Origin of the sequence: Mycobacterium sp. H4Y, assembly GCF_000364405.1 — a bacterium.
GTDB lineage: Bacteria > Actinomycetota > Actinomycetes > Mycobacteriales > Mycobacteriaceae > Mycobacterium > Mycobacterium intracellulare.
This window is the reverse complement of the sequence record NZ_AKIG01000002.1, coordinates 519,110-543,295: the sequence shown is the minus strand read 5'-3', so window position 1 is coordinate 543,295 and position 24,186 is coordinate 519,110. Positions and strand designations below refer to the sequence as shown.

At 71.0% G+C, this 24,186-nt stretch carries 19 protein-coding genes and 1 pseudogene; 12 read left to right on the top strand and 8 right to left on the bottom strand.

Features of this window, described 5'->3' with window-relative positions:
- Positions 1 to 25: 25 nt before the first annotated feature.
- Both W7U_RS16350 and W7U_RS16345 read left to right on the top strand, forming a co-directional pair.
- Entirely contained in the window at positions 26 to 1,228 is a 1,203-nt protein-coding gene (locus W7U_RS16350) for a M20 family metallopeptidase (RefSeq protein ID WP_008259968.1), read from the top strand.
- Positions 1,225 to 2,403 (top strand): amidohydrolase, encoded by a 1,179-nt coding sequence (locus W7U_RS16345; RefSeq protein ID WP_008259966.1) that lies wholly within the window; start codon positions 1,225 to 1,227, stop codon positions 2,401 to 2,403. The genes W7U_RS16350 and W7U_RS16345 overlap by 4 nt, the downstream gene beginning before the upstream one ends.
- On the opposite strand, the gene W7U_RS16340 is transcribed toward W7U_RS16345, so the two are convergent.
- The gene (locus tag W7U_RS16340) at positions 2,400 to 3,233 is read right to left on the bottom strand and encodes an alpha/beta hydrolase (protein WP_008259964.1); all 834 of its coding nucleotides are present in this window, start codon (positions 3,231 to 3,233) and stop codon (positions 2,400 to 2,402) included. The two genes, W7U_RS16345 and W7U_RS16340, sit on opposite strands and share 4 nt — an antisense overlap.
- A gap of 164 nt (positions 3,234 to 3,397) precedes the next feature.
- The gene (locus W7U_RS16335) at positions 3,398 to 3,877 is read right to left on the bottom strand and encodes a gamma-glutamylcyclotransferase (RefSeq protein WP_008259963.1); all 480 of its coding nucleotides are present in this window, start codon (positions 3,875 to 3,877) and stop codon (positions 3,398 to 3,400) included.
- An 82-nt stretch (positions 3,878 to 3,959) separates the two neighbouring features.
- On the opposite strand from W7U_RS16335, the gene W7U_RS16330 reads away from it, so the two are divergent.
- From W7U_RS16330 to W7U_RS16295, 8 genes and pseudogenes are all read left to right on the top strand, one after another.
- Positions 3,960 to 5,375, top strand: coding sequence for an NAD(P)H-quinone dehydrogenase (locus W7U_RS16330; RefSeq protein WP_008259962.1), 1,416 nt, complete (start codon positions 3,960 to 3,962; stop codon positions 5,373 to 5,375).
- A 59-nt stretch (positions 5,376 to 5,434) separates the two neighbouring features.
- Positions 5,435 to 7,189, top strand: coding sequence for a glycerol-3-phosphate dehydrogenase/oxidase (locus W7U_RS16325; RefSeq protein WP_008259961.1), 1,755 nt, complete (start codon positions 5,435 to 5,437; stop codon positions 7,187 to 7,189).
- Complete coding sequence (locus W7U_RS16320) at positions 7,186 to 8,067, top strand: pseudouridine synthase (RefSeq protein WP_036429471.1); 882 nt, start codon at positions 7,186 to 7,188, stop codon at positions 8,065 to 8,067. The genes W7U_RS16325 and W7U_RS16320 overlap by 4 nt, the downstream gene beginning before the upstream one ends.
- A 58-nt stretch (positions 8,068 to 8,125) precedes the next feature.
- The gene (locus W7U_RS16315; protein ID WP_008259959.1) at positions 8,126 to 8,413 is read left to right on the top strand and encodes a hypothetical protein; all 288 of its coding nucleotides are present in this window, start codon (positions 8,126 to 8,128) and stop codon (positions 8,411 to 8,413) included.
- A gap of 50 nt (positions 8,414 to 8,463) precedes the next feature.
- Positions 8,464 to 9,270 (top strand): MBL fold metallo-hydrolase, encoded by an 807-nt coding sequence (locus tag W7U_RS16310; protein ID WP_008259956.1) that lies wholly within the window; start codon positions 8,464 to 8,466, stop codon positions 9,268 to 9,270.
- A gap of 226 nt (positions 9,271 to 9,496) precedes the next feature.
- Positions 9,497 to 10,636 carry a PPE family protein gene (locus tag W7U_RS16305; protein WP_008259954.1) on the top strand — a complete coding sequence of 380 codons (1,140 nt, stop codon included), beginning with the start codon at positions 9,497 to 9,499 and terminating at the stop codon, positions 10,634 to 10,636.
- 142 nt (positions 10,637 to 10,778) lie between these two features.
- Complete coding sequence (locus tag W7U_RS16300) at positions 10,779 to 11,927, top strand: PPE family protein (RefSeq protein ID WP_008259952.1); 1,149 nt, start codon at positions 10,779 to 10,781, stop codon at positions 11,925 to 11,927.
- A 12-nt stretch (positions 11,928 to 11,939) separates the two neighbouring features.
- A pseudogene (locus W7U_RS16295) lies at positions 11,940 to 12,944 on the top strand (magnesium transporter CorA family protein); the annotation flags it as partial.
- A 310-nt stretch (positions 12,945 to 13,254) separates the two neighbouring features.
- On the opposite strand, the gene W7U_RS16290 reads toward W7U_RS16295, so the two are convergent.
- Complete coding sequence (locus W7U_RS16290) at positions 13,255 to 13,614, bottom strand: DUF732 domain-containing protein (RefSeq protein ID WP_008259948.1); 360 nt, start codon at positions 13,612 to 13,614, stop codon at positions 13,255 to 13,257.
- 191 nt (positions 13,615 to 13,805) lie between these two features.
- On the opposite strand from W7U_RS16290, the gene W7U_RS16285 reads away from it, so the two are divergent.
- Positions 13,806 to 14,723 carry a PHB depolymerase family esterase gene (locus W7U_RS16285; protein WP_008259947.1) on the top strand — a complete coding sequence of 306 codons (918 nt, stop codon included), beginning with the start codon at positions 13,806 to 13,808 and terminating at the stop codon, positions 14,721 to 14,723.
- A 52-nt stretch (positions 14,724 to 14,775) separates the two neighbouring features.
- Here the strand turns inward: W7U_RS16285 and nei2 are convergent, their stop codons facing one another.
- The 5 genes from nei2 to W7U_RS16260 are packed head-to-tail and all read right to left on the bottom strand — an operon-like array spanning position 14,776 to position 23,650.
- On the bottom strand, positions 14,776 to 15,531 hold the full coding sequence (gene nei2 / locus W7U_RS16280; RefSeq protein WP_008259946.1) for an endonuclease VIII Nei2: 756 nt from the start codon (positions 15,529 to 15,531) through the stop codon (positions 14,776 to 14,778).
- A 1-nt stretch (position 15,532) separates the two neighbouring features.
- Positions 15,533 to 20,146 (bottom strand): ATP-dependent helicase, encoded by a 4,614-nt coding sequence (locus tag W7U_RS16275; RefSeq protein ID WP_008259945.1) that lies wholly within the window; start codon positions 20,144 to 20,146, stop codon positions 15,533 to 15,535.
- 36 nt (positions 20,147 to 20,182) lie between these two features.
- On the bottom strand, positions 20,183 to 20,842 hold the full coding sequence (locus W7U_RS16270) for a TetR/AcrR family transcriptional regulator (RefSeq protein WP_008259944.1): 660 nt from the start codon (positions 20,840 to 20,842) through the stop codon (positions 20,183 to 20,185).
- A 55-nt stretch (positions 20,843 to 20,897) separates the two neighbouring features.
- Positions 20,898 to 22,391 (bottom strand): aldehyde dehydrogenase family protein, encoded by a 1,494-nt coding sequence (locus W7U_RS16265; RefSeq protein ID WP_008259942.1) that lies wholly within the window; start codon positions 22,389 to 22,391, stop codon positions 20,898 to 20,900.
- 23 nt (positions 22,392 to 22,414) lie between these two features.
- Positions 22,415 to 23,650, bottom strand: coding sequence for a VOC family protein (locus tag W7U_RS16260; RefSeq protein WP_008259941.1), 1,236 nt, complete (start codon positions 23,648 to 23,650; stop codon positions 22,415 to 22,417).
- Positions 23,651 to 23,680: 30 nt separating this feature from the next.
- Here W7U_RS16260 and W7U_RS16255 point away from each other — a divergent pair, with 30 nt between their 5' ends.
- Entirely contained in the window at positions 23,681 to 24,133 is a 453-nt protein-coding gene (locus W7U_RS16255) for an Lrp/AsnC family transcriptional regulator (protein WP_008259938.1), read from the top strand.
- Positions 24,134 to 24,186 lie beyond the last annotated feature (53 nt).

Here is a 24,186-nt window from a genome sequence, read left to right as displayed (position 1 = left end):
GGCCGGTGAGTGACATACTGCGAGAGTGCCCACCGCCCCGTTAGACAGCCTGCTGGACAGCGTCGAAGCTGTCGTGCGGCGGCGCGGCGGCGACCTCGTCGAGTTGTCGCACGCCATTCACGCCGAGCCCGAGCTGGCGTTCGCCGAGCACCGCAGCTGCGCCAAGGCGCAGGCACTCGTCGCCGAGCGTGGCTTCGAGATCACCGCCGCCCCCGGTGGTCTGGACACCGCCTTCCGGGCCGACTACGGCAGCGGGCCGCTGACCGTCGGGGTGTGCGCCGAATACGACGCGCTGCCCGAGATCGGGCACGCCTGCGGCCACAACATCATCGCCGCCTCGGCGGTGGGCACCGCGCTGGCGCTTGCCGAGGTCGCCGACGAGCTGGGCCTGCGGGTGGCGCTGCTGGGGACTCCCGCCGAGGAGGCCGGCGGCGGCAAGGCGCTGTTGTTGCGGGCGGGGGTGTTCGATGACATCGCCGCCGCCGTCATGCTCCATCCCGGGCCGACGGATATCGCCGCGGCCCGCTCGCTGGCCCTGTCCGAGGCGACCATCACGTACCGCGGCACGGAATCCCACGCCGCCGTCGCGCCGCACCTCGGGATCAACGCCGCCGACGCCGTGACCGTCGCGCAGGTGGCCGTCGGGCTGCTGCGCCAGCAACTGGCGCCCGGGCAGCTGGTGCACGGGATCGTCACCGACGGCGGGCAGGCGGTCAACGTCATCCCCGGGCGCGCGACGCTTCAGTACGCGATGCGCGCGGTCGAAGCCGACTCGCTCCGGGAACTCGAGGGCAGGATGTACGCCTGCTTCGCCGCGGGCGCGCTGGCCACCGGCTGCGAATACGACATCGACAACCCGGCACCCGCCTACGACGAACTCACCCCCGACCAATGGCTGGCCGACGTCTTTCGCGAGGAGATGCGCCGGCTCGGCCGCGAGCCGGTGGCCCGCGAGTACGAGGCGGCGCTGCCCATGGGCAGCACCGACATGGGCAACGTGACCAAGGCGCTGCCGGGGATCCACCCGGTGATCGGGCTCGACTCCGGCGGGGCCATGGTGCACCAGCGCGGCTTCGCCGAGGCCGCCACCAACCCCAGCGCCGACCGCGCCGTGATCGAGGGCGCGATCATGCTGGCACGCACGGTGGTCCAGCTGGCCCAGACGCCCGCCGAACGCGACCGGGTGATGGCGGCGCACGAACGCAGATGCGGCGGGGAGCGCGCATGAGACTCGCCGACGCCGCCGAATCCTGGCTGGCCTCTCATCACGCAGACCTGGTCGAATGGCGCCGGCACATCCACCGCTACCCCGAGCTGGGCCGCCAGGAGTACGCCACCACCCAGTTCGTCGCCGAGCGGCTGGCCGAAGCGGGGCTCAACCCGAAGGTGTTGCCCGGCGGCACGGGACTGGTCTGCGACATCGGCCCCGAGCACGAGCCCCGGATCGCGCTGCGGGCCGACATGGATGCCTTGCCGATGGCCGAACGTACCGGCGCCCCCTACACGTCGACCATGCCCAACGTCGCGCACGCCTGCGGCCACGACGCGCACACCGCCATCCTGCTGGGCACGGCCCTGGTGCTGGCGTCGGTCCCCGAGCTGCCGATCGGGGTGCGGTTGCTCTTCCAGGCCGCCGAGGAACTCATGCCCGGCGGGGCGATCGACGCCATCGCGGCCGGCGCCATCAGCGGGGTGTCCCGGATCTTCGCGCTGCACTGCGATCCCCGGCTGGAGGTCGGCAAGATCGCGGTCCGGCACGGCCCCATCACCTCGGCCGCCGACCAGATCGAGATCACGCTGTACTCACCCGGCGGCCACACCTCTCGCCCCCACCTGACCGCCGACCTCGTGTACGGGCTGGGCACGCTGATCACCGGCCTGCCCGGGGTGTTGTCGCGGCGCATCGACCCGCGCAACGGCACCGTGCTGGTGTGGGGCGCGGTCAACGCCGGCGTGGCCGCCAACGCCATCCCGCAGACCGGCGTGCTGGCCGGCACCGTGCGCACCGCCAGCCGGCAGACCTGGGTAGGGCTCGAGGAGATCATCCGCGAGACCGTGTCCGGGCTGCTGGCGCCGCTGGCCATCGAGCACACGCTGCAATACCGCCGCGGCGTGCCGCCGGTGGTCAACGAGGACGTGTCGACGCGCATCCTCACCCACGCGATCGAGGCCGTCGGCCCCGACGCGCTGGCCGACACCCGCCAGTCCGGGGGCGGCGAGGACTTCTCCTGGTACCTGGAGGAAATCCCGGGCGCGATGGCGCGGCTGGGGGTGTGGCCGGGGGTGGGGCCGCAGCTGGACCTGCACCAGCCGACGTTCAATCTCGACGAGCGGGCCCTGGCGATCGGGGTGCGGGTGCTGGCCAACATCGTCGAGCAGTCGGCGGCGTTCGGGCGCTCTTAGCGGGTGCCGCCGCGGTTGGTGGCGCGCACGACGTGGCCGGCGATGTGGGCGTACGCGCGGCGCGTGACGTCGCCGGCCTGGCTCATGATGTTGTATCCGTGGTCGACGCCGGCCACCTCGTAGTACTCCGCCAACGCGCCTGCCGCGTCCAGCTTCTCCGCGTACCGGCGGGCTTCGCCACAAAGGCGGTCGTGCTCGGCCGTCACGACCAGCGCCGGCGCGATGCCGGCGATGTCGTCGGCGTTGTTCCCCCAGGCGGGCGAGGCCAGGCGGTCGCGCCGCTGCGCCCGCTCGGGTATGTAGGCGGTGTCGAAGACCTCGCCCATCCACGGCTTCATGATCGCCCGGCGGCCGAGCGTGGACGGCTTGTCGCGGGTGGGCGTGACCAGGTCAAGCGGGGCGTAGTGCAGCACCTGCAGTGCGATGGGCGGGCCGCCGTCCTCCCGCGCGAGCCGGGCCGCCGCGGCGGACAGGTTGCCGCCCGCGCTCTGGCCGCCGACGCACAGCCGCGCGCCGTCCCAGTCGTGCTGCGGGCCGGCGGCCCAGCGCACCACGTCGTAGATCTGGTGCACCGCGGCGGGAAAGCGGTGACGCGGCGCCAGCGCGTAGTCGGGGTTGATCACCACCACGCCCGCGTTGGCGGCCAGGTAGCGGCACCACGGGTCGTCCTGTTCGGGGTGCCCGACCACGAACCCGCCGCCGTGCACGTTGACATAGACGGGCGGGTCGGTGGTGCCGGCCGGCGGGTGATAGACGGTCGCGCGGGTGGGGCCGTGCCGGGTGGGGACGGTGATTTCGCTGGTGCGGCCCGAAACCTCGGGGAAGCGCACGGCGGCCTTGGGGGCCGGGTTGACCGCGGCGGCGAACGCCCGCGCCAGTGCGTCGGCGAGCGGCGGTGCGGACAGGATTGACAGTCGAATTCCTTCCGTGGAAGTACGCGTGCGTTTTCGGTCTGTCTGTCTACACTCCCGATCGCCCAGAGGCGAGTGATTTTTCAGGCGCTGGTGCCCGGGCCGATGTTGCGGGCCGGTCGAGTGCGCAGGCTGTGCACGTAATCGCTTGGCGCACCGGCGATTTCGGCGGCGTCCGCCATGACCCCGAGGTACCGGGCCGACGGAAGTCCGCCCTCCCACGCGTCCAGCACGTACAGCCACGCCAGGACCGGGTCGGTGGTGGTGTCCGACGAGATGCGCTCGACCCGGCAGCGGATCTTCTGGTGGACGCCGAACTCCGAGCCCTCCCAGCGGTCCAGGTTGACCTCGTCGGCCGGTGTCATGTCGTAGAGGACGACGAACACCTTGGAGTCCGGATCCTCGACCACCGTGGCCAGCGCGCCCTCCCAGCCGATGTCCTCGCCGCCGAACGTCAACCGCCACCCGTGCAGCCAGCCCGTTCCGGCCATCGGCGAATGGGGTGCGCGCTTCAGCATCTGTTCGGGGTCCATGTTCGACCCGTACGCGGCGTAGAGCGGCACGGGGAAAGCTTAGACGTCCGAGCTGGCCCGGTCTTCCCCCGAGCGTTGGGCGGCGTGCGCCCGGCTTCGTTAGGTTAGGGCTGTGGCGACGCGCATCGTGATCCTCGGTGGCGGCCCGGCCGGTTACGAAGCCGCGCTGGTGGCCGCCACTTCCCACCCCGACACGACTCACGTCACCGTCATCGAGTCCGAGGGAATCGGCGGGGCCGCCGTCCTGGACGACTGCGTGCCGTCCAAGACGTTCATCGCGTCGACGTGGCTGCGCACCGAGTTGCGCCGCGCGCCGCGGCTGGGTTTCGAGATCGACATCGACGACGCCAAGCTCTCGCTGCGGCAGATCCACTCCCGCGTCAAGCAACTCGCCACCGATCAGTCGGCCGACATCGCCGATCAGCTGCTCGGCGTGGGCGTGCGCGTGGTGGCCGGCCGCGGCGAGCTGATCGACCCCACGCCCGGGCTGGCCCGCCACAACATCAGGGCAACCGCCCGGGACGGCACCACCAGCGAGTACGAGGCCGACGTGGTGCTGATCGCCACCGGCGCCAGCCCGCGGGTGCTGCCGTCGGCCCAGCCCGACGGCGAGCGCATCCTGACCTGGCGCCAGCTCTACGACCTGGAGGCGCTGCCCGAGCACCTGATCGTGGTCGGGTCGGGGGTCACCGGGGCGGAGTTCGTGCACGCCTACACCGAATTGGGTGTGCCGGTGACGGTCGTCGCCAGCCGCGACCGGGTGCTGCCGTATGAGGACGCCGACGCCGCCCGGGTGCTGGAGGCCGCGTTCTCCGAGCGCGGCGTGAAGCTGGTGAAGAACGCCCGCGCCGCGTCGGTCACCCGCACCGGGGACGGCGTGCTGGTCACCCTGGCCGACGGGCGCACCGTGGAGGGCAGCCACGCGCTGATGACCATCGGTTCGGTGCCCAACACCGACGGCCTGGGCCTCGAACGGGTCGGCATCGAGCTGGGCCGCGGCGGCTACCTGACCGTGGACCGGGTGTCGCGGACCTCGGTGTCCGGCATCTACGCCGCCGGCGACTGTACCGGCCTGCTGCCGCTGGCCTCGGTCGCGGCCATGCAGGGCCGCATCGCGATGTATCACGCGCTGGGCGAGGGCGTCAGCCCGATCCGGCTGCGCACGGTGGCGGCGACGGTGTTCACCCGGCCCGAGATCGCCGCGGTCGGGGTGCCGCAGACGATGATCGACGACGGTTCGGTGTCCGCGCGCACGATCATGCTGCCGCTGCGCACCAACGCGCGCGCGAAGATGTCCGGGCTGCGGCAGGGCTTTGTGAAGGTGTTCTGTCGCAAGTCCACCGGTGTGGTGATCGGCGGCGTGGTGGTGGCGCCGATCGCGTCCGAGCTGATCCTGCCGATCGCCGTGGCCGTGCAGAACCGCATCACGGTCAACGAGCTGGCTCAGACGCTGGCCGTGTACCCGTCGCTGTCCGGCTCGATCACGGAGGCGGCGCGGCGGCTGATGGCGCACGACGATCTGGACTAGCGGTTAGCCTTGGTGCAGCACGCCCCTACTGACGAGTAACCCAGTGAGGAGTCCAGGTCGTGACTGATCCCATCCACGCGTCCACCCAGCGAAGCTCGCCGGTGTCCGTGCTGGGTCCGGAACAGCGGCAGGCGGCCTGGGACCGGCTGGGCGCCGAGCAGTTCGACGTGGTGGTGATCGGCGGCGGCGTGGTGGGTTCGGGCTGCGCGCTGGACGCCGCGACCCGCGGGCTCAAGGTGGCGCTGGTGGAAGCGCGCGATTTCGCCTCGGGCACCTCGAGCCGCTCGTCGAAGATGTTCCACGGCGGCCTGCGCTACCTCGAGCAACTGGAGTTCGGCCTGGTCCGCGAGGCGCTCTACGAGCGCGAGCTGTCGCTGACCACGCTGGCGCCGCACCTGGTCAAGCCGATGCCGTTCCTGTTCCCGCTGACCAATCGCGTGTGGGAACGGCCCTACGTCGCCGCCGGCATCTTTCTCTACGACCGGATGGGCGGCGCGAAATCCGTTCCGGCGCAAAAGCATTTGACCCGTGCGGGCGCGTTGCGGTTGAGCCCGGGCCTCAAGCGCAGCTCGTTGATCGGCGGAATCCGTTACTACGACACGGTCGTCGACGACGCCCGGCACACCATGACCGTCGCGCGCACCGCCGCGCATTACGGCGCGGTGGTGCGTACCTCCACCCAGGTCGTCGCCCTGCTGCGCGAGGGCGATCGGGTGACGGGGGTGCGGGTCCGCGACTCCGAGGACGGCGCGGTCACCGAAGTCCGCGGCCACGTGGTGGTCAACGCGACCGGGGTGTGGACCGACGAGATCCAGGCATTGTCCAAGCAGCGCGGGCGATTTCAGGTGCGGGCCTCCAAGGGCGTGCACATCGTGGTGCCGCGCGACCGCATCGTCAGCGACGTCGCGATCATCCTGCGCACCGAGAAGTCGGTGATGTTCGTCATCCCGTGGGGCAGCCACTGGATCATCGGCACCACCGACACCGACTGGAATCTCGACCTGGCCCATCCCGCGGCCACCAAGGCCGACATCGACTACATCCTCACCACGGTCAACACGGTGCTGGCCATCCCGCTGACCCACGCCGACATCGACGGGGTGTACGCCGGGCTGCGGCCGCTGCTGGCCGGGGAGAGCGAGGAAACCTCGAAGCTGTCCCGCGAGCACGCCGTGGCGGTGCCCGCGCCGGGATTGGTGGCCATCGCGGGCGGCAAGTACACCACCTACCGGGTGATGGCCGCGGACGCGATTGACGCTGCGGCCCAATTCATTCCGGCACGGGTGGCGCCGTCGATCACCGAGAAGGTCAGCCTGCTGGGCGCCGACGGCTACTTCGCGCTCATCAACCAGGCCGAGCACGTCGCCGAGCTGCAGGGACTGCATCCCTATCGGGTGCGCCACCTGCTGGACCGCTACGGCTCGCTGATCGGTGACGTGCTGGCGCTGGCGGACGACCGCCCCGACCTGCTCGACCCGATCAAGGAGGCGCCGGGCTACCTGCGGGTCGAGGCGCTCTATGCCGTGACCGCCGAGGGGGCCTTGCATCTGGAGGACGTCCTGGCCCGCCGGATGCGCGTCTCTATCGAATACTCGCACCGCGGTGTGGACTGCGCCCGCGAGGTCGCGGATGTGGTTGCGCCGGTGCTGAATTGGTCCGCGGCGGACATCGACCGCGAGGTCGCCAACTACACCGCCCGGGTGGAGGCCGAGGTGCTGTCCCAGGCCCAGCCCGACGACGTGTCGGCCGACGAATTGCGGGCCAGCGCGCCCGAGGCCCGCGCCGAGATCCTCGAGCCGGTCCCGCTCAAGTGAGGCCCGCCCCGCTTCCCGTGCGCGACGGGCTCGGCCCGGCGCGGGTGCGGCTGCGGGGCGGACCGGTGCTGGCCGAGCTGAGCGCCCGGTTCGGCGCGCCGGCCCGCGCCAAGGTGCTGGCGGGGGAGGTGGTGGGCGCCGACGGTGCGGTGATCGATGCCGCGACCGTGCTGCCCGCCGGGGCCAGCGTCTACCTCTACCGCGAGCTGCCCGACGAGGTGCCGGTGCCGTTCGAGATCCCGGTGCTCTACCGCGACGAGGACATCGTGGTCGTCGACAAGCCCCACTTCGTGGCCACCATGCCGCGGGGACGCCACGTCGCGCAGAGCGCGCTGGTGCGGCTGCGCCGGCAGCTGGAGCTGCCCGAGCTGAGCCCGGCGCACCGGCTGGACCGGCTGACCGCCGGGGTGCTGGTGTTCACCGCGCGCCGCGAAGTGCGCGGCGCGTTCCAGACGCTGTTCTCGCGGGGCCTGGTGGACAAGACGTATCTGGCCCGCGCCGCCGTCGACCCGGCGCTGCGGTTGCCCCGCGTGGTGGAAAGCCGCATCGTCAAGCGCCGGGGCCGGCTGCAGGCGGTCTGCGAGCCGGGAGCGGCCAACGCCGAGACGCTGGTGGAGCTGGTGAGCGCGGACGGCCTCTACCGGCTGACCCCCCGCACCGGGCGTACCCACCAGCTGCGCGTGCACATGGCCTCGCTGGGGATACCGATCGAGGGGGATCCGTTGTACCCCAACGTGATTGACGTTGCGCCCGACGACTTCAGCACACCGCTGCGGTTGTTGGCACGGCGCATCGAGTTCACCGACCCGCGCTCGGGCGTGCGGCGCGAGTTCGTCAGCCGCCGTGATCCCTACGCGGACAGGGTGCGCAAGCGGTAGCGTCACAAGCAGTCGGCAACGCCGCAGGGCCCCAGGGGCGAGGTGACGGGAGGCGACCATGAAGCGCGGCATCGTGTCGGGATCGGCGGCCCTCCTGATGGCCGCCGGGCTCATCGCCTGGTCACCACCAGTGAGCGCCGGCTGCCAGTACGGGGGAGGCGTGCTCAGCAAGTGCGACGGGCCCGTCCAGCCCGACGGCACCTGGCAACGCTGCGTGGCCGTCACCCGCCTGATTCCCAACGGCGCCAGTTCCTACCTCGTGCCCGACGGGCACTGCGACGTGATGGGTCCCGACCAGCGCCCGTCGGACCTCGCGTTCGCCGACCCCCCGTCGCACATCGACTGAGGCGGGCAACCCGCGGGCGTGGACCGCCCGGGATCGGGTAGCCCGCGCGTATGGACATCGCCGTCACGTTCGTCGGCAACGCCACCACGCTGATTTCCGTCGGCGGGCTCACGCTGCTGACCGACCCGAATTTCCTGCACCGCGGGCAACGCGCCTACCTCGGCCACGGGCTGGTGTCCAAGCGCCTGAAGGAGCCGGCGTGGAGCATCGACGAGCTTCCGCCGGTCGACGCGATCGTGCTCTCCCACCTGCACGGCGACCATTGGGACCGGGTGTCGCAGCGGGGTCTCGACCACGGCCTGCCCATCGTCACGACGCCGCACGCGGCCAAGCGCCTGCGCCACCGCGGCTTCGCGCAGGCGCGCGGCCTGCACACCTGGCAGCAGCACACGATCACCAAGGGCGACACCGCCCTGACGCTCACGTCGCTGCCCGGGCGCCACGCGCCGGGGTGGAGCCGGCGCCTGCTGCCGCCGGTGATGGGCACCATGGTCGAGATCGGCTCCGCCGACGGCGCACCCCGGCGCCGGCTCTACATCTCCGGGGACACCCTGCTGATTGAGGAGCTGAACGAGATCCCGGCCCGGTTCGACCCGATCGACGTCGGCATGCTGCACCTCGGCGGCACCCGGCTGCCGGCCGGCCGGCGGCTTCCGTTCGGGCTGACCGTAACCATGGACGGTCGCCAGGGGGCCGAACTCGTCGCGATGCTGGGCCTGCCGAAGGCCATCCCGGTGCACTTCGACGACTACGCGGTGTTCGCGTCGCCGCTGTCCGACTTCACCCGGCAAATGCAGCGTCGCGGGTTGGGCGACCGGATCGTCACGGTGAACCGCGGCGACTCGGTGACCGTCTGATAGAAGGCCCCCGCTCCCGACCAGCGGCGGGGGGCTAGTCCCCTGCTCGATTAAATGGGAAGAGGAGCGCGTTGCTGGGGGTATAGGGTGTCCTAGCGGCTTGCGGTCGAACTGGGAGGTACCGACGGCAGGTAGCAGGCATCGACGCACAGAGTTTGGGGCTTTTTCGCGGCCTGGTTAACGGAAATTTGCTGAGGCGTTCTCAGCGTGGGCATTGTGAGACGAGATGGATCTACTAGCACCCCCCGAGGTCACCTCGACACTCATCCACACCGGGCCCGGAGCGGGCTCGCTGATCGAGGCCGCCGGCGCCTGGCAGCGCCTGGCCGTCGAACTGGAGAATTCCGTCTCCACCTATACCTCCACGTTGACCTCGCTCATCGAATCCTGGGACGGCCCGTCCGCGACGGCCATGCTGCAGTCCGTCCAGCCTTACCTGCTGTGGTTGCGCGAGACCGCGCAGCAGTCCGCGCAGATGGCCACCTCGGCGGAGGCGGCGGCCTCGGCCTTCAGCGCCACTCGGGCCACGGTGGTCCACCCCTCGGTCGTCACCGCCAACCGGACGCGCCTGCGACAGTTGCTGGCGACCAACCGGTTCGGGACCAACACCGCGGCGATCGCCGAGGCCGAAAACGAATACCAGACCATGTGGGCGAACAACGCCGCGGCGATGACCCGCTATCAGGCGACGACGTCGCAGGCTACAGGGCAGCTGTCCCGGTTCACCTCCCCGGTTCCCGATACCAATCCGGACGGGACGGCCAACCAAGAGGCGGCGGTGATGAAAGCCGCGAGTGACTCGTTTGGTCCGCAGGTCCAGGACGCGCTCGGCGGCCTCGGCGACAGCGTCACCGGCTTCGACCCCAATGCCAGCTGGTTCGGCTGGGCGAGCACCTGGGGCAACCAGTTCATCTCGTCGGGTTTCCCCATCAACCTGCTCGGTGTGTGGGCGCAGTTGGCGACCGCGCAAGGGGTCGCGTCCGTGGGCGGTGACATCGGCTCGGGCCTGTCGGAGGGCCTGGGACTGACCTCGGCCACCCTGGCCAACGCGATCAAGGGCATCGGCGCGGGAGCGTCGGCGCCGACCGGCGCGCTGGGCGTCGGCGTCTCGCTGGGCAAATTGACCGCGCCCCCCGCCGTGGTGGGCCTGCTGCCGGGCACGCAGACCGGGGTCCAACTCGCGTCCGCGGCGTCCCCGCTGCCCGCCGCGGAATCCGGATTTCCCATGATGCCGATGATGGTGCCGCCGCCGACCGCCTCGGCGGGCACGGGCTGGCGAAAACGCAAACAGCAAAAGTACGAGGACGTTGCCGTGGGCCGGGAGGTCAAAGGCAAAGTGATGCCTCGAAACCCGTCGGCCGGATGACATTGACGGTGGCGCCGCACGACTGCGGGCGCCGATCGCATTCACCGGGTAGGCCGGGTCCGACAGGTCCCTCAGCGGCCACCAGCACCAGCGCACACGCGCGGCGTTCGCCCCACCCACTTCTTCCCCAAGGTAAAGGTTCATGGATTTTGGGATACTGCCGCCCGAGATAATCTCGGCGCTGATCCACTCCGGACCCGGCGCTTGGTCACTTATCGAAGCCGCCGGCTTCTGGCAGGAATTGAGCGCCGAGCTGGAGCAATCGGCGAGTAGTTACACCGCGGAGCTGTCGTGGCTGTCCACGACGTGGCACGGTCCGTCGTCGATGGCGATGGCCCAGGCGCTCGAACCCTATCTCGCCTGGCTGCGCCTCACCGCGCAGCAGTGCCAGCAGACCGCGGCGTCGGTGCAAGTCGTTGCCGCGGCGTTCGAATGGACCCACTGGACGGTGGTTCATCCCTCGCTGGTCGCCGCCAACCGGGCGCGCCTGGCGATGTTGTTGGCCACCAACTTCTTCGGGGTCAATTACCCGGCCATCGCCGAAACCGAGGCCGAGTACCACACCATGTGGATGAACAACTCCGCGGCCATGTATCGCTACGCCGCGACCTCGGCGGGCGCGGTCAAGCTGCCCCAGTTCTCGCCGCCGCCCCAGGTGACCAACCCGTCGGGGGCAACGGCGCAGGCCACCATGGTGCACGCGGCGACCACGGGAAATTCCGGGGCGCAGCTCCTGGCCGCCGACTCGATCGGCCAAGGGTCAAGCGCCGCAGACGCTTTCGACCCAAACGACGGCTGGTTCGGGTATTGGAGCACCTGGGGGAACCAGACCATCGCGGGTGGGATGCCCGTCAACATCCTGGGTGTGTGCGCGCAATTGGCCACCGCGCACGCGTTTGCGTCGCTGGGGGAGGACATCGGTCCGGGCTTGGCGGACGGCGCCGCGGCGTTGGCGTCGGCGGAGACGAGGCTCGTCAGCGCGATCGGCGCCGCGGGGTCGTCACTGGCGCCCCGGGCGGCGCTGGGCGTGGGAATTTCGCTGGGCCACCTGACCATGCCGCCCGCGACGGTGGGGATGTTGGGGACCTCGCAGGCGCCGGTGCAGCTCGCCTCGGCGGCTTCGCCGCTTCCCCCGGGCGGCGCGGAGCCGCCCATGCTCCCGATGGCCCCGGTGCGCCCCGGCTCGGGTGCGAGCGGCGCTCGCCGCCGCAAGGGCCGCGACTACGACGACATCGAGTACGGCGCGGAGCTTCCGGGCACGGTGATGCACCGTCCGCCGTCGGCGGGCTGAGAAGATCGCCTGGTGCAGACCGCTCCGCAGATCCAGGGCCGCGTCTGGCGCGGCGGCAAGGCGCAGGACGACTTCGAGTTCGGCAAGATATCGGACTACCTCGCCGAGCCCGACACCCTGGTGTGGGCCGACCTGTGCAATCCCGACCACGACACCCTGGGCGGCCTGGCCGGCGAACTCGGCCTGAACCGCTGGGCGGTGGAAGACGCCGTGGCGGCGGCCGAACGGGTCAAAGCCACCGGCTACGAGACCCACACCTTCTTCACCGTGTACGCCGCCGAGATCGCCGGCGCCGCAACGAACGTCGTCGACGCCCCCGGTCGCACGCTGTCGATGCGCCGCATCTCGGCGTTCGTGCTGCCGCAGGGGTTGATCACCGTGCGCCTGACGCCCGACCTCGACATGGCGCTGGTGACCCGGCGGTGGGAGGAGATCGGCGGCCAGGCGTACGGCGTCGGCGCCCTGGTGCACGGCCTGCTCGACGTCGTGGTCGACAGCCATTTCGCCGCCGTCGAGGCCCTCGACGACGGCATCGAGGCCATCGAGGATGAGTTGTTCGACGGCACGTCGCGCAAGGGCGACTTTGCGCGCCGCACCTTCGGGTTGCGCCGGGACCTGGTGAACCTGCGGCGGGTGGCGTTACCGATGCGCGAGGTGGTCAATTCGATTCAGCACCACCGCATTTCGGACGGCGCCGACCGCCAGCTCGATCCGCTGTACGCCGACCTCTACGACCACGTGCTGCGGGTGTCCGAATGGACGGAGTCGCTGCGCGACATGGTCACCACGATTTTCGAGACCAATCTGTCGCTGCAGGACGCCCGGCTGAACACCGTCATGAAGAAGTTGACGGGATGGGCGGCCATCATCGCCGTGCCGACGGCGATCACCGGGTTCTACGGGCAGAACGTTCCCTACCCGGGCTTCGGTACGGCGGCCGGATTCGCCGCCAGCACCAGCGTGATAGCCGTCCTGATGGTGGTGCTGTACGTGATGTTCAAACGTCGCGACTGGCTTAGACCGCGCTCACTGTGCGACGGGGGGTGCGGCCGAAAGACCGTGCTGGATGCCCTGGCTGATTTTGTCCCGCTGGGCGGAGCTGCCCGGTGGATCCAACTCCTTGCAGGCGCAGCTGAGATGACTGAAGGGATTAGGGTCGGTGCTGGCCGATGCTGCGGTCCAGCCGGAAGCGCCAACAACGATGGCAACACCCGCAACACCGACCAAAAGTTTCGGAATCATTTTGGCCTTGTGGTCGTCACATCAGTTTCGGATGTTCCAACTTTAGCCGCGAATTGGTCACCAGTCTGTCAACCGGCTGTAAATTTCAGGACCCGGATGCCGCCGCCGCGTACTTGGGGCAGTACGCCTTGATGCTGACGCCGACGAAGTAACCGGCGTGATAGCTGTCCAGCGAACTGCTGGACAGCACGTTGTTGGCAACCTGTTCCGGCGTTTGGCCCGAATCGAGTTCGTGGCACACGGTATGACCGGAGTTGACCACCGCCTCGGGCGACTCGAAATTGATCCCCTTGGCTTTCAGCGCGGCGAGGAACGCGTCATCGGCGGAGGTGGCATGCGTGGTCGCCGGTGCCGTCATGGCGCTGAGTAGGCCGGCGACCGGCACGGCGCCGATAGCCAGGAGCGACCGCGCCCGGCCGGGCTTGCGGATCTGGGTGCTCGTCATTTGTGATACTCCCGTGGAACAGAAGAGCCGTAGCTTGCTGAGGGCGGGGCCAGTTCGAATGCTCGCACGCCGCGGCGTTACCCGATGGAGGATCGCCGATAATGCGGTCCGTGCCACATCAATGTTTGCTCTGTCTTCGGCGGCGCGTAACCGTTCGTGGTCCGTCGCTGCGCCATCGGCGACCTGACAACATGCCGTACGCGCGATGGCTGTGGCTCGCTGTGGTGGCGATATGCGTGGTCGGCTGCGGCGTGCGGCACGTGTCGGCGGCGAGCGCTCGAGACGTTTCCGGTACGTTCCGATCCGGCGGCATGGACCGAACCTACATGTTGCACGTGCCGGCGGGCGACCCCATCGGCCTGGTGCTCAGTTTGCACGGGGGCGGCGGAACCGGGATCGCGCAGCGCGCGCTGACGGGGTTCAACTCCGTTGCTGACGCCCACGACCTGTTGGTCGTCTACCCCGACGGGTACGACAAGAGCTGGGCCGACGGGCGCGGCGCGTCACCCGCGGATCGCCGCCACATCGACGACGTGGCCTTCCTCGTCGGGCTGGTGGGCAAGCTGCGAAACGACTTCAACATCGCGCCCGGACACGTTTTCGTCACGGGGATGTCCAATGGCGGCTTCATGTCCAACCGGCTGGCCTGCGACCGGGCCGACGTCTTCGCCGCCGCGGCGCCGGTGGCCGGCACCCTGGGCGTGGGTGTGGCCTGCAACCCGTCGCGGCCGGTGTCGGTGTGGGAGGCGCACGGGACCGCCGACCCGCTGGTGCCGTTCAAGGGTGGCGCGGTCCGCGGCCGTGGCGGGCTCAGTCATTCCATCTCGGCGGATGCCATGGTGGCCAAGTGGCGCGCGGCGGACGGGTGCGCCGGCGAACCGTCGATGGAGCTGCTGCCCGACGTCCGCGACGGCACGGTCGTGCGCCGGTTTGTCTCCGCGGCGTGTGCGGCGTCCACCGAGGTGGTGTTCTACAAGATCGAAAAGGGCGGGCACACCTGGCCGGGCGGCAAGCAATATCTGCCCGCGGCCGTCATCGGGCCCACCACGCACGCCCTCGACGGGTCGGAGGCCATCGCCCAGTTTTTCCTCGCGCACGCACGGGACTAGCGGCGATCGCAAGCGCGGCGAAGCCGGGCGCAGCGGGTCGTCGCCATCAGGATTAGCGCTGACACGACGGGCACCAGTAGGCCACCCGCTCTTTCGTGTCGTCGACGTTGATGGGGGTGGCGCAGCGACGGCAGCGCTGCCCGGCGCGCCCGTATACCCAGAGCTGGCGCCCGCTGCGGGTGTCACCGGTGGTGCACCGATTCCATCGAAAGCGGTTGAGCCACAGCATTTCTCGTGCGCGGGAGACCAGCCGGAGCGGATCAGCGATGGCGCCCACCGGCGCGGTGGGCAGATGCCCGCTGACAAAACACAATTCGTTGCTATAGACGTTGCCGATCCCGGCCAGCACCCGCTGATCCAAGAGCGCCTCGGCGATCGGCCGCTGCGGGTCGGCCATCAGGTTGGCGGCGGCACGCGCGGCGTCCCAATCCTCGCCCAGCAGATCGGGTCCCAGGTGCGCGACGGCCTCGCCGTCGCGGTCGCGGTCCAGGATCTCCAGCACGCCCAGGTCGACGCCGACGGCCCGGACGGTGCCGGCCTCCAAGACGATGCGCGCCCGGTGGTCGACCCGCACCGGGCGCTCGCCGACCCGCCAGCTGCCCTCCATCTTCAGATGCGAGTGAATGCTGGCCCGTCCCACCCGGATGAACAGGTGCTTGCCGCGGCTGACGACCTCGTCGACCACCTCGCCGGTGAGGTCGACGGTGGCGAACCGCGGCACCCGAACGTCGCATCGGGTCAGCGTCGCGCCGACCAGGTGCTCGCGCAGCACGGCGGCGGTGTGCCAGACGGTGTCACCTTCGGGCATCTCAGCGCAGCCGCAGTCCGCGTGGCGTCGTGTGGAATCCGGCCTCGGTGAGCGCGCCCAGCGCGCCGGACGCCTCCGCGCGGGGGGCCAGGGCCGGCACCCCGTCGATGCGCTCCACCAGCATCCCCGCCACGCGGCGGGACGCGACCAGGTCGGCCAGTGCCGCCGCCGCGGCGTGGTGGGCCCCGGGATCGTCGGTGAAGGTCAGCAGCGACCGCCCACCGCGCTCCAGGAACCAGGCCAGCTCGCCGTCGACCAGCACGACGAGCGCGCCGGCCTTGCGGCCGGGGCGCGCGCCCTCGCCGCCGGAGGTGGGCCAGGGCAGCGCCGCGCCGTACGGGTTGGCCGGGTCCGCGGCGGCCAGCACCACCGCCCGGTACTGCGGCCGTTCCGGATCGACCCCCTCGCTGAAGTTGCGCAGCCGATCGACGGTCGACGCGACGGCGAACTGCGCCCCGCCCAGCGACTCGATGAAGTAGCCGCGCTGGCAGCGGCCCGCGTCCTCGAAGGCGCTCAGCACCTTGTACAGGGTGGCGAACCCGCCGGGGACGCCCTCGGTGGCCACCGCGCCCCGGGTCAGCACGCCGTGGCGGCCCAGCAACAGCTCGGCCTGGTAGTGGGCGCGCAGCGTGGAATCCGGCTCGGGGGCCGCCAGGATGGACCAGCGGCCGGCGACGGTGGGGTCGGCGGGCCGGGACTGCGCGTGCGCGACGCTGTACCGGCTCAGCCGGGGCGGGCGTTGCGAGCGGTGCGCGGGCGCCGAGCGCTTGCGGGCGCCGGCGCCGCCGAGGACGGCGCGCACCGGGGCGAACGTGTCGCCGGTGATCCAGCCGGCCCAGATCAGTTCCCACAGCGCGGTTTTGAGCGCGGCGTCGGGCACTCCGCTGTGCGCGAGTTGGCGGAAGAAGTAGGCGCCGCCCCCGGCGAGCGTGTCCAGGATGGCGCGGTGGGCGTCGCCGAGCTCGATGTCGGCGGGCCCGCCCAGTGTCAGCGGCGCGGATTCGCCGGCGTGCAGCGCGATCCAGCCGTCGCTACCCGAGATCGACCCGGCGCCCGACCAGGTGACCTCGCCGGTGGCCAGCAATTCGTCGAGCATCGCGGGCGAGTAGTCGCGGACCCGGGGGGCCAGCACAAGCGGCTCGATCGCCGATGCGGGCATCCGCACGCCGGCCAGCTGATCGATCACCGACATCAGCCCGTCCAGCCCGGAATGGCCAGGGGCGCGCGGGGATTCGGCCGCCCCCACGTGATGCCAGGCGGGCAGGAAGCGCCCGTAGGCGGCGGTGCTGACCGGCTCGACCTGGGCCCGCAGCGCCGCCAGCGATCGCCGCCGCAGGATGCGCAGCACGTCGGCATCGCACCACTGCTCGGCCCCGGCGACACCGCCGGACGGCCCCGGGGTCTCGGCGACGAAGTCGCCGCGCACCAGCCTCCCGTCGGCGGCCAGCCGGCCCAGGACATCGGAGGTCACCCGCAGCCCCAGGCCGAATCGGGCCGCGACTTCGGCCGTGGTGAACGGGGTGTGGGTGCGCGCGTAGCGGCCCAGCAATTCGCCCAGGGGATCGGCGACCTCCTCGGTGAAGGCGGTCGGCACGCCCAGCGGAACCGGGATGCCGATGCCGTCGCGCAGCCGCCCGATGTCCTCGATGGCCACCCACCAGCTGCGGCCGGCGAACGACACCGTCAATGCGCGCCGCGCCGCGCGCAGGCCCTCCAGCCAGCCCCCCACCTGTTTGCCGTCGGCGACGGCACTGCGGGCGGCCACCTCCTCCTCGGTCAGCGGGCCCAACAGCCGCAGCAGATCGGCGACGCCCTCGGCGTCGCGCGCGGCCCGTTCCGCCGAGAGGTGCTGCAGCTGGCGGGCGGTGGCGGCGATGACCTCGGGGTCGAGCAGGTCGCGCAGTTCCACCCGGCCCAGCAGCTCGGCCAGCAGCGTGCTGTCCAGCGAGAGCGCGGCGGCGCGGCGCTCGGCCAGCGGGCTGTCGCCCTCGTACATGAACGCGCCGACGTAGCCGAACAGCAGCGAGGCGGCGAACGGCGAGGGCCGCGCCGTTTCCACCTCGACAACCCGCACCCTGCGCTGGGCGATGCCGGTCATCAGCGCCACCAGGGCGGGGACGTCGTAGACGTCCTGCAGGCATTCGCGGATGGTCTCCAGCACGACGGGGAAGTCGGGGTATTTGCGGGCCACCTCGAGCAACTGGGCCGCGCGCTGGCGCTGCTGCCACAGGGGCGAGCGGCGGCCCGGGTGCCGGCGCGGCAACAACAGGGCGCGGGCCGCGCATTCGCGGAACCGCGATGCGAACAGCGCCGAGCCGCCCACCTCGTCGGTGACGATGGGGTCGATCTCGTCGGCGTCGAAGACGAAAAGGTCCGCGCCGGGCGGTGTTTCGATCCCCGTGTCCGACGCGAAATCGGACACGGTGTCGGGCAGGCGCACCACGACGCCGTCGTCGGAGGCGGTGGGCTTCTCGTCGATGCCGTAGCGTTCCCGCAGCCGCCGTCCCACCGCCAGCGCCAGCGGACCGTTCACCGGCAGCCCGTAGGGCGAGTGCAGGATCACCCGCCAGTCGCCGAGCTCGTCGCGGAACCGTTCGACCAGCAGGGTGGTGTCGGTGGGCACCACCCCGGCGGCGGTACGCTGCTCGTCGAGCAGGCGGGCCAGGTTGTCGGTGGCGTAGGCATCGAAACCCAGTCCGGCGCAGCGGGTTTCGAATTCCTCCCGGGTGAGCCCGGCCAGCTCACCGGTGAACGCGCCGAGCGCGGCGCCCAGTTCGGCCGGGCGGCCGACCCCGTCGCCGCGCCAGAACGGCAACCGGGCCGGCTGGCCGGGCGCCGGGATCACCAGCACCCGGTCGTGGGTGATCTCGGTGATGCGCCAGCTGGTGGCGCCCAGCGAGATGACGTCGCCGGGGCGGGACTCGTAGACCATTTCCTCTTCGAGTTCGCCGACCCGCGAAGGCTTTTCGGCCTCGGAGGCCAGATACACCGCGAACAGTCCCCGGTCGGGGATGGCGCCGCCGGAGGTCACCGCCAGGCGTTGCGCGCCGGGGCGCGCGGTCAGCGTGCCGGTATCGCGGTCGTAGACCAACCGCGGACGCAGCTCGGCGAAATCGGTGGAGGGGTACTTGCCGCTCAACAAGTCCAGGGTGGCCTCGTACACGCTGCGCGGCAGCGTCGCGAACGGGGCGGCCCGCCGCACCGTGTCGAACCATTTGTCGGCGTCCAGCGGCTCGAGCGCGGCGGCCGCCACGGTCTGCTGCGCCAGGATGTCGAGCGGATTGGCCGGCACCCGCATCGTCTCGATCTGGCCGGCCAGCATGCGCTGCACGCTGACCGCGCAGCCGATCAGGTCGGTGCGGTGCTTGGGGAACAGCACCCCCTGGGAGACCTCGCCGACCTGGTGCCCGGCCCGGCCGATGCGTTGCAACCCGCTGGCCACCGACGGCGGCGCCTCCACCTGGATCACCAGATCGACGGCGCCCATGTCGATGCCGAGCTCTAGGCTGGAGGTCGCCACCACCGCCTTGAGCAGTCCGCGTTTGAGGTCCTCTTCGACCAGGGCGCGTTGTTCCTTGCTGACCGAACCGTGGTGGGCGCGCGCCAGTATCGCCTCGGCCCCATAGGTCTGGCCGGAGCCCATGATGTGTGCCGGGGCGCCGCCCGCCACCTTCGGGTTGGCCTCCGTGGAAAGCTCGACGCCGCTGCGCTCGGCATGAATCTCGTTGAGGCGGGCGGTAAGTCGTTCGGCCAGCCGACGCGAATTGGCGAACACGATCGTCGAGTTGTGCGCCTCGATCAGGTCGACCAGGCGGTTCTCCACGTCGGGCCAGATCGTGTTGTTCGCCAGGTTGGCCATGTCGGGCACCGGCACGGCCACGGTGAGCTCGACGGTCTTGGCCGACGCCGGCGCCACGATCGTGGTCGGCTGCCCCCCGGACAGGAACCGGGCGAGCTCCTCGGGTGGCCGCACCGTCGCCGACAGCCCGATCCGCTGGGCGGGTTGGTCCTCCCGCAGCGCGTCGAGGCGCTCCAGCGACACCGCCAGGTGTGCGCCGCGCTTGCCCGCGGCGATGGCGTGGATCTCGTCGACGATCACCGTCTGCACCCCGGCCAGGGTTTCGCGCGCGGCGGAGGTGAGCATCAAAAACAGCGACTCCGGTGTGGTGATGAGCACGTCGGGAGGCCGATTGATGAGCTGGCGGCGGGTGGCGGGCGGGGTGTCGCCGGAGCGCACGCCGACGCTGATGTCCGGCGGCGGCAGGCCTCGGCGTTCGGCGATGCGCGTGAGCCCGGCCAGCGGGGTGCGCAGGTTGCGCTCGACGTCGACGGCCAGCGCCTTGAGCGGGGACACGTAGAGCACCCGGGTGCCCGGCGGGCGGTCGGCCGCGCCGGCGAGGCTGTCCAGCGCCCACAGGAACGCCGCCAGCGTCTTGCCGGACCCGGTGGGCGCGATCACCAAAGTGTGGTGACCGTCGGCGATGGCGTCCCAGGCCTCGGCCTGCGCCGTGGTCGGTGCGTCGAAGGTGCCGGTGAACCACTCGCGGGTGACGGCGCTGAACCGGCCCAGCGGGTCGGCGGGGCCGGGCGGCCCGGAATCAGCGCGAGTGCTCACCCATCCATGGTGCCAACGGGGACCGACATGCCGCGCTTAGAGCCGCGAGGTGGACATCGCCTCGCCGAGCTTCTCCGGGATCTCGGGCACCCGCGCGATCGCGTCGAGCAGCGCGTGCGCGCAGGCGTCGGCGAGCTTGTCGGCGTCGGTGGTGGGGTCGATGATCCGTTGCCGGCAGATCTCGAAGGTCAGCGCCAACCAGCCGTGCAGGATCACCCGCAGGTGCCGCTCGACGTCGGGTTCCATGCTCGTGTTCAGCTCGGTGAGCAGCTGGTTGATCCGGGACATGATGTGTTCCATCTGGCGGTTCTTGGCGTCGTCCTCGACGCCCAGCAGCACCGGGTCGGACCGGCCCAGCCCGACGTACGCCGCCCAGGCGGCCTCCGGGTTCTGCTCGTGGTAGGCCATGTAGGCCAGCACGCCGACCCGGATCTCCTCGTACATGGTCAGACCGGTGACGTCGTCCATGTTGGTGTTCTCGTACAGGCGGTCGGCCTCGTCCTTGACCACCGCTGCGAAGAACGCTCGCTTGTCGGGGAAATAGTGGTACATCAGGGCCCGCGACACCCCGGCGCGTTCCGCGATCTCATCGATGCGGACCTCGTCGTAGGGTCGCTTCCCAAAAACCTCTGCCCCTAAAGCGAGCAGCTCAGCGCGCCGATCCTCGGGGGATAGACGCCTTCGGGCTGTCGGCATGTGTCAGATAGTACTCACACGACATGAGACGACGGCCACAATGGATTCACAGGCTTCATCCGAACTCCACGCCCTGGGCCAGCGGCAACTCGCCGGAATAATTGACGGTATTGGTACTTTGGCGCATGTAGGCCTTCCACGAGTCCGTGCCGGATTCCCGCCCGCCGCCGGTTTCCTTCTCGCCGCCGAACGCGCCGCCGATCTCGGCGCCGGAGGTGCCGATGTTGACATTGGCGATTCCGCAGTCGGATTCGGCCAGGAACCGTTCGGCCTCGCGCAGGTCCGTGGTGAAGATGGACGACGAAAGTCCCTGTGGCACGGCGTTGTTGAGGGCGATCGCGTCGTCCAGCCGGTCGTAGGTCAGCACGTAGAGGATGGGCGCGAAGGTCTCGGTCGCCACGATGGCTGTCTGAGCGGGCATGCGCACCACGGCGGGCGCGACGTAGTAGGCGCTCGGGTGCTCGCGACCCGGCGGGTGCCTGCGGTCGCCGTCGATGACCTCGCCGCCGTCGGCGCGCGCGGATTCCAGCGCCCCCACCATGTCGCGGTAGGCGGTCTCGTGGATCAGCGGCCCGACGAGCGTGCCCGGTGCGGACGGGTCGCCGACGGGCAGTCGCCGGAAGGCGGACACGACGCGGTCCACCACCTCGCCGGCCACCGATTCGTGGACGATGAGCCGGCGCAGGCTGGTGCAGCGCTGGCCGGCGGTGCCGGCGGCGGCGAACACCACGGCGCGCACCGCGAGGTCCAGGTCGGCCGACGGGGTCACGATGGCGGCGTTGTTGCCGCCCAGCTCCAGCAGCACCCGGCCGAACCGCGCGGCGACGCGGGGGCCCACCTCGCGGCCCATCCGCACCGAACCGGTCGCGGACACCAGCGCGACCCGGGGGTCGTCGACCAGCAGCCCGCCGAGGTCGCGGTCGCCGAGCACCAGGGAGCTCACCGCGGGCGGGGCGCCGACGTCGGCCGCGGCGCGGGCGATCAACGCCTGGGTGGCCAGCGCCGTCAACGGCGTCAGCTCCGAGGGCTTCCACACCACGGGGTCCCCGCACACCAGGGCCAGCGCGGCGTTCCAGGCCCACACGGCGACCGGGAAGTTGAACGCGGTGATCACCCCCACCACGCCGAGCGGGTGCCAGGTCTCCAGCAGCCGGTGCCCGGGACGTTCCGACGCGATGGTGCGCCCGTACAGCTGGCGCGACAGGCCGACGGCGAACTGGCAGACGTCGATCATCTCCTGCACCTCGCCGGCCGCCTCGGAGGTGATCTTGCCGACCTCGACGGTCACCAGGGTGGCCAGCTCGCGCTTGTGTTCGGTCAGCAACTCGCCCAGCCGCGCCACCAGCGCGCCGCGCACCGGCGCGGGCGTGGTTCGCCACACCGAAAACGCTTGGGCCGCTTCGGCGATCGCCCGCTCGGCGCGGTCGGGTGTGGTGGGGGCGACGGTGAAGAGCACCTCGCCGGTGATCGGCGTGCTGGCCGGCAGCCCATGGGCGTCCGGCTCGCCGAGGCTCGCGGTGACGCCGATCGCGTCGAATGCCCCCAGCACCCGGGCGCGTAACTGTTCGGTGGTCATGCGCAGGCCTCCTCGTAGAGTGCGTAGGGGTCGGCGATGTCGCGGCCGATCGCCCCGGCCAGCCACTGCGCGTCGTAGCCGGATTCGTCTGGCGCGTCGGCGGTTTCGGCGTCGCTGTCCAGGTTCGACCGGAAGATGCCCGCCGCCGACGCGGGCAGGAAGTCCTCGTAGACGATCGGCGCCGACGGGTCACCGCCGCGGTAGTAGCCCAGCCCCTCGGCGGCCATCTGCTCGTCGGTGGGCGGAAAGTGCTCCGCCCACACCGCGGCCGGGTCGGCGGCGCTCATCGCGGCGTCGTAGCGCGCGCGGCCCTTCGGGGTCAGCGCGACACCGCGGGCCTCCACCTCGCCGAAGCGCACCCGCAGCGCCCCCTCGGTGATCCGGCCGTCGGCGCCGCGGAACCGGCGGGGTTCGGCCAGGGCGCGAAAAGAGGTCTGGCGCAACAGGACCGTCGGCCCGTCGGTGCGCGGCGGACCCTGGATGGCGTCGATCATCGCGATGCCCCGCCCGGTCATCCGCCGGTACAGATCGTCGATGTCGAGGACGCGCGGCGTCAGGTGGTTGAGGTGGGTGGAGCCGACGCCGGCGATGTCGGCGGCCACCGCGGACACTCGCGACAACTCGTGGTACCAGGACTTGTCGATGGGCTCGGCCGACATGGCGAACGCCGCCACCGCCGCCGCGACGAACTCGTGCGCGCGGTCGCGGGCGCAGCCGCCGTCGGCGGCGATGGTGCGCGCGCCGGCGAGCAACGCGGGATCGAACAGCCGGCGGCGCGCCAGGAAGGCCTCGACGCGGCGGCGCAGGTCAGGGTCGAAGAAGCGCGCGTCTCCGGTGGCCAGCATCGAGGTGAACACCCGAAACGGGTTGAGCGACAGCTCGTTTGCATCGACCGGACGGAAGGCCGTCGACACCACCGGGACGGGGGAGGCCGCGCAGCGCAGGTCGTAATAGCCGACCGGCAGCATGCCGAACGCGGCGAACAGGTCGGCGACCGCGGCCAATTCGGCCGGGCTGCCGACACGGATGGCGCCGTGCCGCTCGGCGGTGACGCGCCGCAGCGAGCCGAACCGTTCGGCGTCGGGATGGCGCGCCACGACATCGGCGTTGACCTGCTCGCTCACCGCGACCAGGGTGCCGTAGGCGGGCACCTCGGCGGCGTACATCGCCGAGAGGCCCGCCGCGAACAACGCGCGAAGCTGCCACGCCGGCAGCCATTTCGCGCGGGTCACGGCGCGCCGTTCCTGCGATAGTCTCCGGCCATGAGTGAGACGCTCGACGATGTCGACCGGATCCTGGTGCGCGAGCTGGTCGCCGACGGGCGCGCGACGCTGGCGGAGCTGGCGGCCAGCGCCCGGCTGTCGGTGTCGGCGGTCCAGTCGAGGGTGCGCCGCCTCGAGGCCCGCGGCGTGATCGCCGGATACTCGGCGCGCGTCGACCCGGAGGCCGTCGGGCACCTGCTGTCGGCGTTCGTGGCCATCACTCCTCTGGATCCCTCTCAACCCGATGATGCGCCCGCCCGACTCGAGCACATCGAGGAAATCGAATCGTGTCACTCGGTGGCCGGCGAAGAAAGCTACGTCCTGCTGGTGCGCGTCGCGTCCGCCCGGGCGCTCGAGGACCTGCTGCAGCGGATCCGGACGGCCGCGAACGTCAAGACCCGCAGCACCATCATCCTGAATACTTTTTACGCTGATAGGCAGCATATTCCATAAATTATCCTGGCATGGCGCCATGATAGTGTAAAAAGCGGGCGTCATGCCCGTAG

What these genes read in the sequence shown, in the direction of transcription:
- W7U_RS16345 (WP_008259966.1), top strand. Translation starts at nt 1,225, where the DNA reads ATGAGACTCGCCGACGCCGCCGAATCCTGGCTGGCCTCTCATCACGCA.
- W7U_RS16315 (WP_008259959.1), top strand. Translation starts at nt 8,126, where the DNA reads ATGAAGCGCGGCATCGTGTCGGGATCGGCGGCCCTCCTGATGGCCGCC.
- W7U_RS16310 (WP_008259956.1), top strand. Translation starts at nt 8,464, where the DNA reads ATGGACATCGCCGTCACGTTCGTCGGCAACGCCACCACGCTGATTTCC.
- W7U_RS16305 (WP_008259954.1), top strand. Translation starts at nt 9,497, where the DNA reads ATGGATCTACTAGCACCCCCCGAGGTCACCTCGACACTCATCCACACC.
- W7U_RS16300 (WP_008259952.1), top strand. Translation starts at nt 10,779, where the DNA reads ATGGATTTTGGGATACTGCCGCCCGAGATAATCTCGGCGCTGATCCAC.
- W7U_RS16290 (WP_008259948.1), bottom strand. Translation starts at nt 13,614, where the DNA reads ATGACGAGCACCCAGATCCGCAAGCCCGGCCGGGCGCGGTCGCTCCTG.
- W7U_RS16285 (WP_008259947.1), top strand. Translation starts at nt 13,806, where the DNA reads ATGCCGTACGCGCGATGGCTGTGGCTCGCTGTGGTGGCGATATGCGTG.
- nei2 (WP_008259946.1), bottom strand. Translation starts at nt 15,531, where the DNA reads ATGCCCGAAGGTGACACCGTCTGGCACACCGCCGCCGTGCTGCGCGAG.
- W7U_RS16270 (WP_008259944.1), bottom strand. Translation starts at nt 20,842, where the DNA reads ATGCCGACAGCCCGAAGGCGTCTATCCCCCGAGGATCGGCGCGCTGAG.
- W7U_RS16255 (WP_008259938.1), top strand. Translation starts at nt 23,681, where the DNA reads ATGAGTGAGACGCTCGACGATGTCGACCGGATCCTGGTGCGCGAGCTG.